The organism is Pseudomonas sp. MIL9, assembly GCF_016887925.1.
Lineage (GTDB): Bacteria > Pseudomonadota > Gammaproteobacteria > Pseudomonadales > Pseudomonadaceae > Aquipseudomonas > Aquipseudomonas mohnii.
On the sequence record NZ_JAFEHE010000029.1, the window covers coordinates 26,376 to 41,918 of the forward strand.

14 protein-coding genes and 1 pseudogene are annotated in these 15,543 nt (G+C 60.1%); 8 read left to right on the forward strand and 7 right to left on the reverse strand.

What is annotated here, in order from left to right; all coding sequences use genetic code 11:
- The first annotated feature begins 12 nt into the window (after positions 1-12).
- The 6 genes from JQF37_RS26610 (at position 13) to fdhA (ending at position 7,822) form a co-directional block, all read left to right on the forward strand.
- Positions 13-1,263 (forward strand): sarcosine oxidase subunit beta, encoded by a 1,251-nt coding sequence (locus tag JQF37_RS26610; RefSeq protein ID WP_007980419.1) that lies wholly within the window; start codon positions 13-15, stop codon positions 1,261-1,263.
- A 14-nt stretch (positions 1,264-1,277) separates the two neighbouring features.
- On the forward strand, positions 1,278-1,607 hold the full coding sequence (locus JQF37_RS26615; RefSeq protein ID WP_047534309.1) for a sarcosine oxidase subunit delta: 330 nt from the start codon (positions 1,278-1,280) through the stop codon (positions 1,605-1,607).
- Positions 1,604-4,621, forward strand: a complete 3,018-nt coding sequence (locus tag JQF37_RS26620) for a sarcosine oxidase subunit alpha (protein WP_130210174.1) — start codon at positions 1,604-1,606, stop codon at positions 4,619-4,621. The genes JQF37_RS26615 and JQF37_RS26620 overlap by 4 nt, the downstream gene beginning before the upstream one ends.
- Before the next feature lie 156 nt (positions 4,622-4,777).
- On the forward strand, positions 4,778-5,410 hold the full coding sequence (soxG, locus tag JQF37_RS26625) for a sarcosine oxidase subunit gamma family protein (RefSeq protein WP_130210176.1): 633 nt from the start codon (positions 4,778-4,780) through the stop codon (positions 5,408-5,410).
- 155 nt (positions 5,411-5,565) lie between these two features.
- Positions 5,566-6,423: a formyltetrahydrofolate deformylase gene (purU, locus tag JQF37_RS26630; RefSeq protein ID WP_130210178.1), complete on the forward strand. Its 858-nt coding sequence runs from the start codon at positions 5,566-5,568 to the stop codon at positions 6,421-6,423.
- Positions 6,424-6,622: 199 nt separating this feature from the next.
- Positions 6,623-7,822 carry a formaldehyde dehydrogenase, glutathione-independent gene (gene fdhA, locus JQF37_RS26635; protein WP_130210180.1) on the forward strand — a complete coding sequence of 400 codons (1,200 nt, stop codon included), beginning with the start codon at positions 6,623-6,625 and terminating at the stop codon, positions 7,820-7,822.
- A 75-nt stretch (positions 7,823-7,897) separates the two neighbouring features.
- Here fdhA and JQF37_RS26640 read toward each other — a convergent pair whose 3' ends face one another.
- The 3 genes and pseudogenes from JQF37_RS26640 to JQF37_RS26650 all read right to left on the reverse strand — a co-directional run.
- A complete protein-coding gene (locus JQF37_RS26640; RefSeq protein WP_130210182.1) occupies positions 7,898-8,923 on the reverse strand; it encodes an RHS repeat-associated core domain-containing protein in 1,026 nt (341 codons plus the stop codon).
- Between the two features lie 108 nt (positions 8,924-9,031).
- Positions 9,032-9,706, reverse strand: coding sequence for an anti-sigma factor (locus JQF37_RS26645; protein ID WP_130210184.1), 675 nt, complete (start codon positions 9,704-9,706; stop codon positions 9,032-9,034).
- A pseudogene (locus JQF37_RS26650) lies at positions 9,703-9,837 on the reverse strand (RNA polymerase subunit sigma-70); the annotation flags it as partial. The gene JQF37_RS26645 and the pseudogene JQF37_RS26650, both read right to left, overlap by 4 nt.
- Before the next feature lie 387 nt (positions 9,838-10,224).
- On the opposite strand from JQF37_RS26650, the gene JQF37_RS26655 reads away from it, so the two are divergent.
- Positions 10,225-10,785, forward strand: coding sequence for a DUF2780 domain-containing protein (locus tag JQF37_RS26655; RefSeq protein WP_103404157.1), 561 nt, complete (start codon positions 10,225-10,227; stop codon positions 10,783-10,785).
- Here the strand turns inward: JQF37_RS26655 and JQF37_RS26660 are convergent, their stop codons facing one another.
- Positions 10,786-11,673 carry an acyltransferase gene (locus JQF37_RS26660; protein ID WP_130210188.1) on the reverse strand — a complete coding sequence of 296 codons (888 nt, stop codon included), beginning with the start codon at positions 11,671-11,673 and terminating at the stop codon, positions 10,786-10,788.
- A gap of 304 nt (positions 11,674-11,977) precedes the next feature.
- Between JQF37_RS26660 and JQF37_RS26665 the strand changes: the two genes are divergently transcribed.
- Complete coding sequence (locus JQF37_RS26665) at positions 11,978-12,481, forward strand: ATP-dependent zinc protease (RefSeq protein ID WP_130210190.1); 504 nt, start codon at positions 11,978-11,980, stop codon at positions 12,479-12,481.
- Between the two features lie 27 nt (positions 12,482-12,508).
- On the opposite strand, the gene JQF37_RS26670 is transcribed toward JQF37_RS26665, so the two are convergent.
- The 3 genes from JQF37_RS26670 to JQF37_RS26680 form a co-directional block, all read right to left on the reverse strand.
- Positions 12,509-13,567: an RHS repeat-associated core domain-containing protein gene (locus tag JQF37_RS26670; RefSeq protein WP_204149856.1), complete on the reverse strand. Its 1,059-nt coding sequence runs from the start codon at positions 13,565-13,567 to the stop codon at positions 12,509-12,511.
- 148 nt (positions 13,568-13,715) lie between these two features.
- A complete protein-coding gene (locus tag JQF37_RS26675) occupies positions 13,716-14,783 on the reverse strand; it encodes an RHS repeat-associated core domain-containing protein (protein ID WP_130210194.1) in 1,068 nt (355 codons plus the stop codon).
- A gap of 102 nt (positions 14,784-14,885) precedes the next feature.
- On the reverse strand, positions 14,886-15,515 hold the full coding sequence (locus JQF37_RS26680; protein WP_189340460.1) for a glutathione S-transferase: 630 nt from the start codon (positions 15,513-15,515) through the stop codon (positions 14,886-14,888).
- Positions 15,516-15,543: the final 28 nt, after the last annotated feature.

Consider the following 15,543-nt stretch of genomic DNA (forward strand, 5'->3'; position numbering starts at 1 on the left):
GAGTAAATGACTATGCAACGCTACTCGGGCTTCGGCCTCTTCAAACACTCTCTCAGCCACCACGAAAACTGGCAGCGGATGTGGCGCACGCCGACCCCTAAAAAGGTCTACGACGTGGTCATCGTCGGCGGTGGCGGACATGGTCTGGCGACCGCCTACTACCTGGCCAAGGAACACGGCATCACCAACGTGGCCGTGGTCGAAAAAGGCTGGCTGGGCGGCGGTAACACCGCGCGCAACACCACCATCGTTCGTTCCAACTACCTGTGGGACGAGTCGGCGCACCTGTACGAACACGCGATGAAGCTGTGGGAAGGCCTGTCCCAGGACCTGAACTACAACGTGATGTTCTCCCAGCGCGGCGTCTACAACCTGTGCCATACCCTGCAGGACATCCGTGATTCCGAGCGTCGTGTCAGCGCCAACCGCCTCAACGGCGTCGACGGCGAACTGCTCGATGCCAAGCAAGTGGCCGACGAGATTCCGTACCTCGACTGCTCGAAGAACACCCGCTACCCGGTGATGGGCGCTACCGTCCAGCGTCGCGGCGGCGTGGCCCGTCACGATGCCGTGGCCTGGGGCTTTGCCCGTGCCGCCGACGCACTGGGCGTGGACCTGATCCAGCAGACCGAAGTGATTGGTTTCCGCAAGGAAAACGGTGTGTGCATCGGTGTCGAAACCAACAAGGGCTTCATCGGCGCCAAGCGCGTCGGCGTGGTCACCGCCGGTAACTCCGGGCACATGGCCAAGCTGGCCGGTTTCCGTCTGCCGATCGAATCCCACCCGCTGCAAGCGCTGGTGTCCGAGCCGATCAAGCCGATTATCGACAGCGTGATCATGTCCAACGCCGTACACGGTTACATCAGCCAGTCCGACAAGGGCGACCTGGTGATCGGCGCCGGTATCGACGGCTACAACGGCTACGGCCAGCGTGGTTCGTACCCGGTGATCGAGCACACCATCCAGGCCATCGTCGAAATGTTCCCGGTGCTGTCGCGCGTCCGCATGAACCGTCAGTGGGGCGGCATCGTCGACACCACGCCGGATGCGTGCCCGATCATCTCGAAAACCCCGGTACCGAACATGTTCTTCAACTGCGGTTGGGGCACCGGTGGCTTCAAGGCAACACCTGGCTCGGGCAACGTGTTTGCCGCGAGTCTGGCCAAGGGTGAAATGCACCCGTTGGCCGCACCTTTCTCCATCGACCGTTTCCACAACGGTGCGTTGATCGATGAACACGGCGCTGCTGCGGTTGCCCACTAACAGGAGAAATCCCCATGTTGCATATCTTCTGTCCTCACTGCGGCGAACTGCGCTCCGAAGAGGAATTCCACGCATCCGGCCAGGCGCACATCCCGCGTCCACTGGATCCGAACAGCTGCACCGACGAGGAGTGGGGCGACTACATGTTCTTCCGCGACAACCCTCGCGGTCTGCACCATGAACTGTGGATTCACGCCGCCGGTTGCCGTCAGTACTTCAACGCCACCCGCGACACCGTGACCTACGAGATTCTCGAAACCTACAAGATCGGCACCAAGCCACAATTCACCGACAAGACCGATAGCCCGAAAGCGGCCAGCACGGCTCTGGGAGAGAAGGTATGAGCCAGACCAATCGCCTGTCCAACGGCGGACGGATCGACCGCAACAAAGTCCTGACGTTCACCTTCAACGGCCAGAGCTACAAAGGCTACGAAGGCGACTCCCTGGCCGCTGCACTGCTGGCCAACGGCGTCGACATCATCGGTCGCAGCTTCAAGTACTCCCGCCCGCGCGGCATCTTCGCCGCCGGTGCCGAAGAGCCGAACGCGGTGCTGCAGATCGGCGCCACCGAAGCCACGCAAATCCCGAACGTACGCGCCACGCAACAAGCGCTGTATCAAGGCCTGGTCGCCACCAGCACCAACGGCTGGCCAAGCGTGAACAACGACATGATGGGGATTCTCGGCAAGGTCGGCGGCAAGCTGATGCCACCGGGTTTCTACTACAAAACCTTCATGTACCCGCAATCGTTCTGGATGACCTACGAGAAGTACATTCGCAAGGCCGCCGGTCTGGGCCGCTCGCCGACCGAGAACGATCCGGACACCTACGACTACATGAACCAGCACTGCGACGTGCTGATCGTCGGCGCCGGCCCTGCGGGTCTGGCCGCTGCACTGGCGGCTGCACGCAGTGGCGCCCGGGTGATCCTCGCCGATGAGCAGGAAGAGTTCGGCGGCAGCCTGCTCGACTCCCGCGAAAGCCTCGACGGCAAGCCTGCCGTGGAGTGGGTCGCCAGCGTCATCGCCGAGCTGAAGGACACCCCGGACGTGCTGCTGTTGCCGCGCGCCACGGTCAACGGCTACCACGACCATAACTTCCTGACCATTCACGAGCGGCTCACCGATCACCTCGGCGACCGTGCCCCGATTGGCCAGGTGCGTCAACGCATCCACCGCGTTCGCGCCAAGCGTGTGGTGCTGGCGACCGGTGCTCACGAGCGTCCGCTGGTTTACGGCAACAACGACGTGCCGGGCAACATGCTGGCCGGTGCTGTCTCGACTTATGTGCGCCGTTACGGCGTGGCACCGGGCAAGAAACTTGTCCTGAGCACCAACAACGACCATGCCTATCGCGTGGCGCTGGATTGGCTCGACGCCGGCCTGCAAGTCGTGGCCGTCGCCGATGCTCGCAGCAACCCGCGTGGGGCGCTGGTGGAAGAAGCACGCGCCAAAGGCATCCGCATCCTCACCGGCAGCGCCGTGATCGAGGCCCGTGGCAGCAAGCACGTGACCGCTGCCCGCGTGGCCGCGATCGATGTCAAGGGACACAAAGTCACCAGCCCTGGCGAATGGCTCGAGTGCGACCTGGTCGCCAGTTCCGGCGGCTACAGCCCGGTGGTTCACCTGGCTTCGCACCTGGGCGGCAAGCCGATCTGGCGCGAAGACATCCTCGGTTTCGTGCCGGGTGAAGCACCGCAGAAACGCGTGTGCGTCGGCGGCATCAACGGCGTCTATGGCCTGGGTGATTCCCTGGCCGACGGTTTTGAAGGCGGCGTGCGCGCGGCCAGCGAAGCCGGTTTCGGTACGGTCGAAGCGACGCTGCCCAAAGCCCTGACACGTCTGGAAGAGCCGACCCTGGCGCTGTTCCAGGTGCCCCATGAAAAGAACACCGCACGGGCGCCGAAGCAATTCGTCGACCTGCAGAACGACGTCACCGCCGCCGCCATCGAACTGGCGACCCGCGAGGGCTTCGAGTCGGTCGAGCACGTCAAGCGCTACACCGCGCTGGGCTTCGGCACCGATCAGGGCAAGCTCGGTAACGTCAACGGCCTGGCGATTGCCGCCCGTTCGCTGAACGTGACCATCCCGCAGATGGGCACCACCATGTTCCGCCCGAACTACACGCCGGTGACCTTCGGCGCCGTGGCCGGTCGTCACTGTGGGCACATCTTCGAGCCGGTGCGTTTCACCGCCCTGCATCACTGGCACCTGAAAAATGGCGCCGAGTTCGAAGACGTCGGTCAGTGGAAACGCCCCTGGTACTTCCCGAAATCCGGTGAAGACATGCACGCCGCGGTCAAGCGTGAATGCAAAGCCGTGCGCGACAGCGTTGGCCTGCTGGACGCTTCGACCCTGGGCAAGATCGACATCCAGGGCCCGGACGCGCGTGAGTTCCTCAACCGCATCTACACCAACGCCTGGACCAAGCTCGATGTGGGCAAGGCGCGTTACGGCCTGATGTGTAAAGAAGACGGCATGGTGTTCGACGACGGCGTGACCGCCTGCCTGGCCGACAACCATTTCGTCATGACCACCACCACCGGCGGCGCCGCACGCGTGCTGCAATGGCTGGAGATCTATCAACAGACCGAATGGCCAGACCTGAAGGTGTACTTCACGTCCGTGACCGACCACTGGGCAACCATGACCCTGTCCGGGCCGAACAGCCGCAAGCTGCTCAGCGAAGTCACCGACATCGACCTGAGCAACGAAGCCTTCCCGTTCATGACCTGGAAAGAAGGTCTGGTCGGTGGCGTACCGGCGCGGGTGTTCCGGATTTCGTTTACCGGTGAGCTGTCGTACGAAGTCAACGTGCAAGCCGACTATGCGATGGGTGTGCTGGAGAAGATTGTCGATGCTGGCAAGAAGTACAACCTGACGCCATATGGCACCGAAACCATGCACGTGCTGCGGGCCGAGAAGGGCTTCATCATCGTCGGCCAGGACACCGACGGCTCGATGACCCCGGACGACCTGAACATGGGCTGGTGCGTGGGTCGCACCAAACCGTTCTCGTGGATCGGCTGGCGTGGCATGAATCGCGAAGACTGCGTGCGTGATCAACGCAAGCAGCTGGTTGGCCTGAAGCCGATCGATCCGACCAAATGGCTGCCGGAAGGGGCGCAACTGGTGTTCAACACCAAGCAGGCGATCCCGATGACCATGGTCGGTCACGTGACCTCCAGCTACGCGCACAACTCCCTGGGCTATTCGTTTGCCATGGGCGTGGTCAAGGGCGGCCTGAACCGCATGGGTGAGCGCGTGTTCGCGCCACTGGCGGACGGCAGCGTGATCGAAGCGGAAATCGTTTCTTCGGTGTTCTTCGATCCGAAAGGCGAGCGCCAGAACGTTTGACGGCCTCGGGCCCTGTGGTGACTGTGCCGCCGCTATCGCGAGCAGGCTCGCTCCCACAGGGAAACCCGGTCAAATGTGGGAGCGAGCCTGCTCGCGATAGCAGTAGACCTGCCACCACAAGGGCCGGAACCAACAGAATTCAGGAAAAGGTGCTTTATGACCGCAGCCAATGTTTACCAACAACGCCCAACCTCCGGGGCCAAGGCCGAGTCGTCGCTGCATCACGCCGACCTCGCCAGCCTGGTGGGCAAGGGTCGCAAGAACGCCGGCGTGACCGTGCGCGAGAAAAAACTCCTCGGTCACCTGACCATTCGTGGCGATGGCCATGACGCAGCGTTCGCTGCCGGCGTGCACAAGGCCCTGGGCATCGAATTGCCGGCCGCGCTGACCGTCATCGTCAAAGGTGAAACCAGCCTGCAATGGATGGGGCCGGATGAATGGCTGCTGATCGTGCCGACCGGTGAAGAATTCGCCGCCGAGAAAAAACTGCGTGAAGCGCTGGGCGACCTGCACATCCAGATCGTCAACGTCAGCGGCGGGCAGCAGATCCTCGAACTGAGCGGCCCGAACGTGCGCCAGGTGCTGATGAAGTCCACCAGCTACGACGTGCACCCCAACAACTTCCCGGTGGGCAAGGCGGTTGGCACGGTGTTCGCCAAGTCGCAACTGGTGATCCGTCACACCGCCGAAGACACCTGGGAACTGCTGATTCGTCGCAGCTTCTCGGATTACTGGTGGTTGTGGTTGCAGGATGCAGCGGCCGAGTACGGGCTGAGCGTTCAGGCCTGACCACAACCGACCTTGTAGGAGCGAGCCTGCTCGCGATGGACGTTAACGATGACGCGTTCTTCCTGATACAACGCGCCGCTCTCAAGTCCATCGCGAGCAGGCTCGCTCCCACAAGAAGCCGTTTCGACTATCGATGTCTCAGGAGTCACCGCACTATGAGCCGCGCCCCAGACACATGGATTCTGACCGCCGACTGCCCCAGTGTCCTCGGCACGGTGGACGCGGTGACGCGCTTTCTGTTCGAGCAGAGCTGCTACGTCACCGAACACCATTCCTTCGATGACCGGCTCTCGGGCCGCTTCTTCATTCGCGTGGAATTCCGCCAGCCCGACGGTTTCGACGAGCAGGCGTTTCGTACAGGCTTGCAGGCCCGCGGCGAAGCCTTCGGCATGGCCTTCGAGCTGACCCCGCCGCACTACCGGCCGAAAGTGGTGATCATGGTCTCCAAGGCCGATCACTGCCTCAACGACTTGCTCTATCGCCAGCGCATCGGCCAGTTGTCGATGGACGTGGTTGCCGTGGTGTCGAACCACCCGGACCTCAAGCCTTTGGCCGACTGGCATCAGATTCCGTACTACCACTTCCCGCTGGATCCGAACGACAAGCCGTCACAGGAGCGTCAGGTCTGGCAGGTGATCGAAGAGTCCGGCGCCGAACTGGTGATCCTTGCCCGCTACATGCAAGTGCTGTCACCGGAGCTGTGCCGCAAACTCGACGGCAAGGCGATCAACATCCATCACTCGCTGCTGCCGGGTTTCAAGGGCGCCAAGCCGTACCACCAGGCCTACAACAAGGGCGTGAAACTGGTCGGCGCGACCGCGCACTACATCAACAACGACCTCGATGAAGGGCCGATCATCGCCCAGGGCGTCGAGGTGGTGGATCACAGTCATTACCCCGAAGACTTGATCGCCAAGGGACGGGATATCGAAGGCCTGACCCTGGCGCGGGCCGTTGGTTATCACATTGAGCGACGGGTGTTTTTGAACGCCAATCGCACGGTCGTTCTTTAAATCGCCATCGCTGGCAAGCCAGCTCCCACAGGGTTTTATGTCGTTCACAGAATTTGTGTACACCCCGTCCACTGTGGGAGCTGGCTTGCCAGCGATGAGGCCCTTACAGGCAACACAGAAACAGCATCTGTACCCGAGCACTTAACGCGCTGCCTGCCTGGGCAACGCGGTTCCATAAAAACAACAGCGAGGTGAAAGCATGTCTGGCAATCGTGGTGTGGTGTATCTCGGCGCTGGCAAGGTCGAAGTACAGAAAATCGACTATCCGAAAATGCAGGACCCGCGCGGTCGCAAGATCGAGCACGGGGTCATTCTCAAAGTGGTTTCCACCAACATCTGCGGCTCCGACCAACACATGGTGCGCGGCCGTACCACGGCGCAAACCGGCCTGGTGCTGGGCCACGAGATCACCGGTGAAGTGGTCGAGAAAGGCAGTGACGTCGAGAACCTGAAAATCGGCGACCTGGTGTCCGTGCCGTTCAACGTGGCTTGCGGGCGCTGCCGTTCCTGCAAGGAAATGCACACCGGCGTGTGCCTGAGCGTCAACCCGGCGCGCCCTGGCGGTGCTTATGGCTACGTCGACATGGGCGACTGGACCGGTGGCCAGGCCGAGTACGCGATGGTGCCGTACGCCGACTTCAACCTGCTGAAACTGCCGGACCGCGACCGGGCCATGGAGAAAATCCGTGACCTGACCTGCCTCTCCGACATCCTGCCGACCGGTTACCACGGCGCCGTGACGGCGGGCGTTGGCCCAGGCAGCACCGTGTACATCGCCGGTGCCGGTCCGGTCGGCCTGGCGGCTGCCGCTTCCGCTCGCCTGCTGGGCGCGGCAGTGGTGATCATCGGTGACGTCAACACCGTGCGCCTGGCCCACGCCAAGGCCCAGGGTTTCGAAATTGCCGACCTGTCCCTGGACACCCCGCTGCACGAACAGATCGCTGCACTGCTGGGCGAGCCAGAAGTGGATTGCGCCATCGACGCCGTAGGCTTCGAAGCTCGCGGCCACGGCCATGACGGCGTGAAACACGAAGCCCCGGCCACCGTGCTCAACTCGCTGATGGGCGTGGTTCGTGTGGCGGGCAAGATCGGTATCCCAGGCCTCTACGTCACCGAAGATCCGGGTGCTGTCGACGCCGCCGCGAAAATGGGCAGCCTGAGCATTCGCTTCGGCCTGGGCTGGGCCAAATCCCACAGCTTCCACACCGGCCAGACCCCGGTGATGAAGTACAACCGCCAGCTGATGCAGGCGATCATGTGGGACCGCATCAACATCGCCGAAGTGGTGGGCGTGCAGGTGATCAGCCTGGATCAGGCGCCGCAGGGTTATGGCGAGTTCGATGCCGGCGTGCCGAAGAAGTTTGTGATTGATCCGCACAAGATGTTCAGTGCGGCGTAAGGGTTAGAGGTATTGTTAGAAGAGGGCAGCCTATAGGTTGCCCTCTTTTGTTTACTGAATTTGAGGTGGTCAGCGTTACTCTCTACGGATAGCAGTATTAGCATGCTGATTGTAATTTGCGGGGATTCCTCTGCTTTGCTGCGAGGGCGGGCCATAAACGGCAGTAATATCTGCCACGTCCCTGGAGCTGGCGGGGTTGGTTCGTATTGCAAACTCGAGGTCAGACATCAGGTCGTCTATTTTAGCTTGCTGTTGAGCTATGTATTCCTGCTGTTGAGCAATTGTTTTCTGGTAATCACGTACAACGACTCTGCCTTGTTCTATTGTCGTTACTGCTGAATCGAGATTTTTTTGTTGGGACGCGATTGTTTTTTGTTGTGATTTGATCGTTTCTTGTTGGGATGCAATGGTCATGTCCTTGGTCGTTTGCGGGGCATTGATTTCCGAAGCGTTAGTCGGGTGTGAACTTGACGCTGTCGTACTTGCGCGCAGCGGCGCATTTCGGCGTGTTGGCGTTCCGCGCCGCAGCATGTTTCTGAACCCCTTCAACGGGTTATAGCCACTGGGGAATGAGGGAAAGCGACCGGTAGGATCCATGCGATTCACCGGATCCCCCACACAATACCCATACGCATTCAACCCTCCCTCCCCAAACGGACTCCAACTGTCCGGACTGTTAAACCTCATCAACACCGGGTTAAACGCCCGATAACCATTGCCCAACAAATAAGACCCCGTCACCGGATCCCGCCGTTCGCCATTGAACCCGAGCAGGCTGAGCAAGCCGTTCTGCCGATGGCCGTAGGGGGTGTAGGCAAGAGGGTGCCGCGCAACGGCGTCGAGCAGGTTCAACACCGAGCGCTGTTGATCGGTGGCCAGGAGGTGGGTTTGCACGGCGGTGGTTTGGCGTTCTCGCTGCGCCAGCAGTTGATCCTCGTGCTGCATGATCGAACGCTGCACGGCGCCCTGGATTTCGGTGGTCAGGCGGTCTTTCAGGTAGAAGCGCTGGGAGATTGCCTGCGCCGATGGCGTGCTGGCGGCCAGTCGATCCAGCGGGTCGTAGTGGTAGCGGCACAACACGGTGGCGCGTTTGGACGGCATGGTGAAGGCTCCCTGAATATCCGGTCATTCAGGGTTTCACTGTGGCGCAATCCGCCAGTGCTGCCTACTGGCAGAACTGATAGTGGAGCCCCCTCGCCATAAGGGCCATTACAACGCCGCCAACGCCCCTTGATACAACACCGGCCCGGTCGGTTGCCCGGTCGGCGAACCGCCCTTCGGCTCCAGGCTGACCGCCAGTGAAATCGGTTTGCCGATCAGCGCTTTCTGCGCGTCGCTCAGTTCAACCTTGCCTTTGCCGCCCGCCGGGATCACCCCGAGGGAAACCGGTTTGCCGTCGGCCGGTATCGCCCACAGTTCCAGGCTTTGCTGCGGTGTGATCGCCGCCAATGCCAGTGGTTCGACTTGCAGGTAATCGGCGTGCACCTGGACGCGCAATGCCGGCTGCGTGTCGGCGCTGGCCAGGGTTGCGCTGTAGCGCACGTCGTCGCGGGTGTAGATCACGCCGATGGTCACGACGATCACCAGGGTGGCAATCGCCGCTGTTGCCCGTAGCCAATTCCAGAACGGGCGTTTGTGCGGCAAGTGCAGGACCTGCGGTTCGATGCGTGCGGTAATGCCTTTCCACACGCGATCCGGCACCGGTTGTTCAGGCAAGGTATCGGTGAGGCTGGCCAGGCTTTGCTGCCACTGCGCCAATTCCACACGTAGCGCCGCGTCTTCCAGCAGCAGCTGTTCGAAACGTCGACGCGCGGCCGAGGGCATCAAACCAATGGCGTAGTCGGCGGCGAGGGCACGGCGCAGGGATGGCGTTTGATAGTTCATGATTCAAGGCACCTGCGCAGGCGTTCCATGCCACGGCGGATCCAGGATTTTACCGATCCCAGCGGCGCTGCCAGGTGCTCGGCCAGTTCGGCGCCGACCATCACGCTGTCGTGGCTCATAGTCGTGGCTTGCACAGTGGTGTTCAGGGCGAGGCCGCCGCCAAGGGCCAGGGTCAGCAGGCCGGCAATCAAGGGTGTTTTGATCGAGGTGCGTGTCATGGTGATGATCCTTTTGGGGAGAATCGGCCAGGAATGTCTGTCCGTGCTTGATATACGGGCGTGAAGCGGCACTGGATGCAGCACCGGGAAAATATCGTGATGAACCTGATCCCAGTAGGAGCGAGCCTGCTCGCGATGGACGCCAACGATAACGCGTGCTATCTGAATGACCGCGTTGTCCCTGCGTTTTTCGCGAGCAGGCTCGCTCCTACAGGGGCGGGAACAATGTCGGGGGAAACCAGTCCAACGCGCAGCGTTTCACCGCCCACTGCCGGGCGGTTTTTCATAGAGGATGTCTGGATGAAGATTTCACGCGGTATTGCACTGGCTTCGCTGATGACCCTGGCGGCCAGCCCGGTCTTCGCCCAGTTCAGCCTGGGCGATGCGGCCAACGCCATTTCGGGGATGCAGGGCGGCAACGCGGCCACCAACGCTGCGCCGACGCCGCAGACAGCCGACTTGCTGGGCGCGCTCAGCCAGTTGAATGTAACGCCGCAACAAGTGATCGGTGGCACCGGGGCGATGCTGGGGCTGGCGAAGAATCAGCTGAGTTCGACCGATTATTCTGAACTGGCCAAAAGTGTGCCGGGAATCGACAGTCTGTCGGGCGGTGGCGAGCTGGGCGCGCTCGCCGGTTTGCTCGGTGCAAGCGGCAAGGCGGCAGGACTGGATAATGCCTTGGGCAACGTCAAGGACACCAACGACTTGAACAACGCCTTCAGCGCGCTGGGCATGGACAGCGGCATGGTCGGCATGTTTGCCCCGGTGATCCTGCAATACCTCGGTCAGCAGGGCGTTGCCGGTTCGCTGTTGCAAAGCCTGGGCGGCATCTGGGGCACCGGTATCGGCACCGGCAGTTGATCAGCCGCTTTCGCCGCGCAACGCGTCGATGCGCCGGTCCTTCTCGATCCAGAGCTGGTTGACCCAGTTCTGGATTTTCTCGCGAAACAGCGGATCGTTTTCGTAATCGCCCTGCCATAGCGCCGGGTCGAGTTCGCGGGTCTTGATGTCGATGATGACCCTTGGCACGTTGCCGCTGATCAAATCCCAGAACCCCGGAATCCCCTGCTGCGGATACACCACCGTGACGTCGAGAATCGCATCCAGCTGTTCGCCCATTGCCGCCAGCACAAACGCCACGCCACCGGCCTTGGGCTTGAGCAGGTGAGTGAAGGGTGACTGCTGCTGAGCGCTTTTCGCTGCGGTATAGCGAGTGCCTTCCAGATAATTGACGACCGTCACCGGTTGGCGTTTGAACAATTCGCAGGCCTGTCGGGTGATCTCCAGATCCTTGCCGGCCAGCTCCGGGTGCCTGGCCAGAAACGCCTTGGAGTAGCGCTTCATGAACGGGTAATCCAGCGCCCACCAGGCCAGCCCCAGGAACGGCACCCAGATCAGCTCTTTCTTGAGGAAGAATTTGAAGAACGGTGTGCGTCGGTTCAGCGTCTGGATCAACGCCGGAATGTCGACCCAGGATTGGTGGTTGCTGATGACCAGGTAGGAGGTGTCGCGACGCAGGTCGTCGCCGCCGCGTATATCCCATTGGGTGGGGATGCACAGGCGGAAGATCAGCTTGTCGATTTCCGACCAGGTCTCGGCGATCCACATCACCGACCAGGAGGCGTAATCGCGCAAGCGACCGGGCAGGACCAGTTTGAGCAGGGCAAATACCATCAATGGCCCGATCAGGACCAGGGTGTTGAGCAACAGCAGCAGGGTGACGAAACAGCCGGTGAGCAGGCGGCGCATAGGTAACTCTTGAAAGCCTTTGGGCGCGCCATGATAAGCAGCTTCAGTCGGCAGGCCAAATCGGCTGATGACGAATGTTTCACCATTGGATGGGTAGGCTGGGCAGGAAAATCCGGTCACATCATGATGTTGATGGCACCGGCCCCTTCGCGGGCAAGCCCGCTCCTGCAGTGGATTGCAGTGTTATTGAGTCACACAACACCCTGTGGGAGTGCGGCTTGCCCGCGAAGCGATTTCAAGAACGAACGAATTGCCCGCTGACGGTCTAAAATTTCGCTGCCCATTCACCCAGGATGCCCATCACGTGAAATCCCTTCTCGCACTGCTGTCCCTGTTAGCCCTGCCGGTGCTGGCCGCCGAGCCCACCCTGTACGGGCGTTACGAATACATCGCACTGCCGGAAATCGGCGGTGAAGTGCTCAAGGCGAAAATGGACACCGGCGCCCTGACGGCGTCGCTGTCGGCCAAGGACATCGAAACCTTTACCCGTGACGGCGAGAACTGGGTGCGTTTCCGCCTCGCCACCAAGGATGCGAGCAACAAGGTCTACGAACACAAGGTCGCGCGGATCAGCAAGATCAAGACCCGCTCCGAAGAGGACGAGGACGAAGAAACCGCCGCGCCTTCCAAGCGCCCGGTGGTCGATCTGGAATTGTGCCTGGGCAACGTCAAGCGCACGGTCGAGGTCAACCTGACCGACCGCAGCAGCTTCAACTATCCGCTGCTGATTGGTGCCAAGGCCTTGCGTGAGTTTGGTGCGGCGGTGAATCCGGCGAGAAGGTATACGGCGGATAAGCCGGATTGTTGAGTTGCTGACTCACCTGGTGACTTGGCCCTATCGTGAATCTCTGATTCTGTTTGCGGTATCAACAAAGTCTTGTGCATTGAAGTGTGCGGCGATGCGGCTGGGCCCTTCAATGCGCAGGGATGAGACGTGTGATATGACTCGTGCCAGTTCTTTTTTGTGAGTGAGCAGCTCAGTGTTCAGATTTCTTATTTCAACTTCATTCAGGTGTATAAGAAATGGGTTTTTGGGGTTGAGCAGACCGCCATTTGTAATGACTGCATCAAAGGTACTTCGAAGGTGTTGCTCGGCGCTATGGAGATATTCGATGCCTTTTGCCTTGTCTGGAGGAATTTCTGTAGGGAAATAAACAGGTTTTTTTTGCTCGGATAGAATGCGAGCAGTGAATGCGTCGGGATGGATTTTTTTACTGTTCGCAAGAACTTTTATCTTCTCTACTCCACCAAATAGCTCTTCTGTAGACGTTACGATGTTTGTAAATCGTACACTTTTCGATCCTTTCATGGACTTATATAAGTTCATGAATATTTCGTCAAAAAAAGCGGCAGGTATTACAGAGTGACCTGTTGGATCCTTCCAGTTGACTGGGTTCCCCGCGCAATACGCATATGAATTCAACCCCCCCTCCCCAAACGGACTCCAACTGTCCGGACTGTTAAACCGCATCAACACCGGGTTGAACTGCCGATACCCGTTGCCCAAATGATAGTGCCCGGTCAGCGGGTCCGGCTGTTCGCCGTTGAAGCCGCGCAGGCTCAGCAGCCTATCGAGCGCTGGGTGGTGGCCATAGGGGGTATAGGCGAGGGGATGAGGTCCGGAGGCGTCGAGGGCGTTGAGCACCGAACGTTGCTGATCGGTTGCCAGTAACGTGGCGGTCCCGCTTGCTTCGCGATGATTTCGTTGCGCCAGCAACTGGTCGCCGTGCTGAAGGATGCTCCAGTGCGCACCGCCCTGGATTTCAGTGGTCAATCGGCCATCGCAATGAAAACGCTGGATGACCGGTTGTTGAGGCAGCGTGCAGCCGCTCTGGCGGTCCAGCGGATCGTAGTGGTAGCGGCACAGCAGGGTTTCATGGGGTGAATTGGGCATGGGTTGAGCTCCGTGCAAGGTCCGGTTGGCCGGACCTTGAGCATCGGAGTTTTTACAGCGGTTGCCTACTAGCAGATCTGATAGAGGGGGCGTCGCTCATCCAGGGGCCGGTGGGAAGATGTGAGCTTCGAAGAAACCCAACGCGTTGTCACCGACCTGCTGCGCTGCGCCTCGGTCGGTTGCTGCCACCCTGCCTGATTACCTCGGCATAGGTTGGGAGAGTAGCCGCTTCATAAGAGGGTGGAGGTTGTTTGGCCAAGTCGTAGAGTGGTGATAGAGCTGCTCTCTCGCTTGCCATATTTTCCAGTCGCTTGAACAAGTTCTCTCTGTCGATGCGTTTAAGCGTGGGCACTCCATAAAGTATATCTGCACTGACTCTTTCGTGAGTGGTTAGAAGCTCAAATCTGGTTATTACGTTTTGTGCGTGCTCCGTGTCAACTATAAAGTTGATAGTCATGTCGATGTCTGAAGGGGGGAGGGGTTTAACTTCAGGCGTATTGTTGATTAGGTAGTGTTTTGGCTTTTTGTAGTTTTGGTTTGCAATTTTTTTAAATTCTTTTGGTCCGCCCAATATTTCAATTGTATGTAAAAACGAATCGGTGGTCTCTTTTGAGATTTTTTTCGTCGGGTGGTGTGGGCTGCTGATGATGTTTTTACTCAGTTTCTTGATGAAGCTCTTATACCAGTGCCCATTTGGATCAACTCTATTTGCCGGGTCTCCCCCGCAATATGCATAAGCATTAATTCCTCCCTTGCCAAACGGACTCCAGCTGTCCGGGCTGTTAAACCGCATCAACACCGGGTTGAACTGCCGATACCCGTTGCCCAAATGATAGTGCCCGGTCAGCGGGTCCGGTTGTTCGCCGTTGAAGCCGCGCAGGCTTGGCAGCCTGTTCAGTGCTGGGTGGTGGCCATATGGGGAATAAGCGAGGGGATGAGGTCCAGTGGCGTCGAGGGCATTGAGCACGGAACGTTGCTGATCGGTTGCCAGTAACGTGGCGGTCCCGCTTGCTTCGCGATGATTTCGTTGCGCCAGCAACTGGTCGCCGTGCTGAAGGATGCTCCAGTGCGCACCGCCCTGGATTTCAGTGGTCAATCGGCCATCGCAATGAAAACGCTGGATGACCGGTTGTTGAGGCAGCGTGCAGCCGCTCTGGCGGTCCAGCGGATCGTAGTGGTAGCGGCACAGCAGGGTTTCATGGGGTGAGTTGGGCATGGGTTGAGCTCCGTGCAAGGTCCGGTTGGCCGGACCTTGAGCATCGGAGGATTTTCGGTTTTTGCCCACTAGCAGAACTGCTAGTGCGTTGGTGTCGCCGGGTTAAATCTTCGGCATGGTCGCAATCATCGAAGGCCGCTGGCTCACCTCGAAATACCACGCCGCCAACTGCGGATTGGCATCACGCCAGGCCAGGTCCGGATGGCGCAAGTCCAGATAACCCAAGGCACAGGCCACGCTGATCGCCGCCACGTCGAAATGGCTGGTCAGTTCGGCGATCGCGTCTTTTTCCAGTAAAGCCAGGGCGCGGCGGATCTTGTCGCGCTGGCCGTCGAGCCACTCGTCCCAGTGTTTTTCCGGGGCACGCAGGGCCACTTCGTAACGGATCAGCACGGCGGCGTCCATGATGCCGTCCGCCATGGACGCCAGGGTCAGGCGCCGCCAGCGGGCCGGGCCTTCGCGGGGAATCAGCGGGTTGCCGACGTGCTGGTGGTCGAGATAGTCGAGGATCACCCGACTGTCGTGGATCATGTTGCCGTCGGCCAGGCGCAGGGCGGGGATCTTGCCCAGCGGGTTGTCTTCGTTGAGGGTCAGGTCGGGATTGACCGGCGTCAGCACGCTGGTCTGCAGGGCCACTCGGTCCTGTTGACCGGTTTCGTGCAGCAGCACCATGACTTTACGCACGAAGGGCGAGAGAGGGTTGTGATACAGGGTCATGCTCGGGGCGGACATGGCAGTGACTCGGTCGGTGGCGGTGTCA

What these genes read in the sequence shown, in the direction of transcription:
- soxG (WP_130210176.1), top strand. Translation starts at nt 4,778, where the DNA reads ATGACCGCAGCCAATGTTTACCAACAACGCCCAACCTCCGGGGCCAAG.
- JQF37_RS26640 (WP_130210182.1), bottom strand. Translation starts at nt 8,923, where the DNA reads ATGCCGTCCAAACGCGCCACCGTGTTGTGCCGCTACCACTACGACCCG.
- JQF37_RS26615 (WP_047534309.1), top strand. Translation starts at nt 1,278, where the DNA reads ATGTTGCATATCTTCTGTCCTCACTGCGGCGAACTGCGCTCCGAAGAG.
- JQF37_RS26655 (WP_103404157.1), top strand. Translation starts at nt 10,225, where the DNA reads ATGAAGATTTCACGCGGTATTGCACTGGCTTCGCTGATGACCCTGGCG.
- purU (WP_130210178.1), top strand. Translation starts at nt 5,566, where the DNA reads ATGAGCCGCGCCCCAGACACATGGATTCTGACCGCCGACTGCCCCAGT.
- JQF37_RS26620 (WP_130210174.1), top strand. Translation starts at nt 1,604, where the DNA reads ATGAGCCAGACCAATCGCCTGTCCAACGGCGGACGGATCGACCGCAAC.
- JQF37_RS26680 (WP_189340460.1), bottom strand. Translation starts at nt 15,515, where the DNA reads ATGTCCGCCCCGAGCATGACCCTGTATCACAACCCTCTCTCGCCCTTC.
- JQF37_RS26670 (WP_204149856.1), bottom strand. Translation starts at nt 13,567, where the DNA reads ATGCCCAATTCACCCCATGAAACCCTGCTGTGCCGCTACCACTACGAT.
- JQF37_RS26675 (WP_130210194.1), bottom strand. Translation starts at nt 14,783, where the DNA reads ATGCCCAACTCACCCCATGAAACCCTGCTGTGCCGCTACCACTACGAT.
- JQF37_RS26645 (WP_130210184.1), bottom strand. Translation starts at nt 9,706, where the DNA reads ATGAACTATCAAACGCCATCCCTGCGCCGTGCCCTCGCCGCCGACTAC.
- JQF37_RS26660 (WP_130210188.1), bottom strand. Translation starts at nt 11,673, where the DNA reads ATGCGCCGCCTGCTCACCGGCTGTTTCGTCACCCTGCTGCTGTTGCTC.
- fdhA (WP_130210180.1), top strand. Translation starts at nt 6,623, where the DNA reads ATGTCTGGCAATCGTGGTGTGGTGTATCTCGGCGCTGGCAAGGTCGAA.
- JQF37_RS26610 (WP_007980419.1), top strand. Translation starts at nt 13, where the DNA reads ATGCAACGCTACTCGGGCTTCGGCCTCTTCAAACACTCTCTCAGCCAC.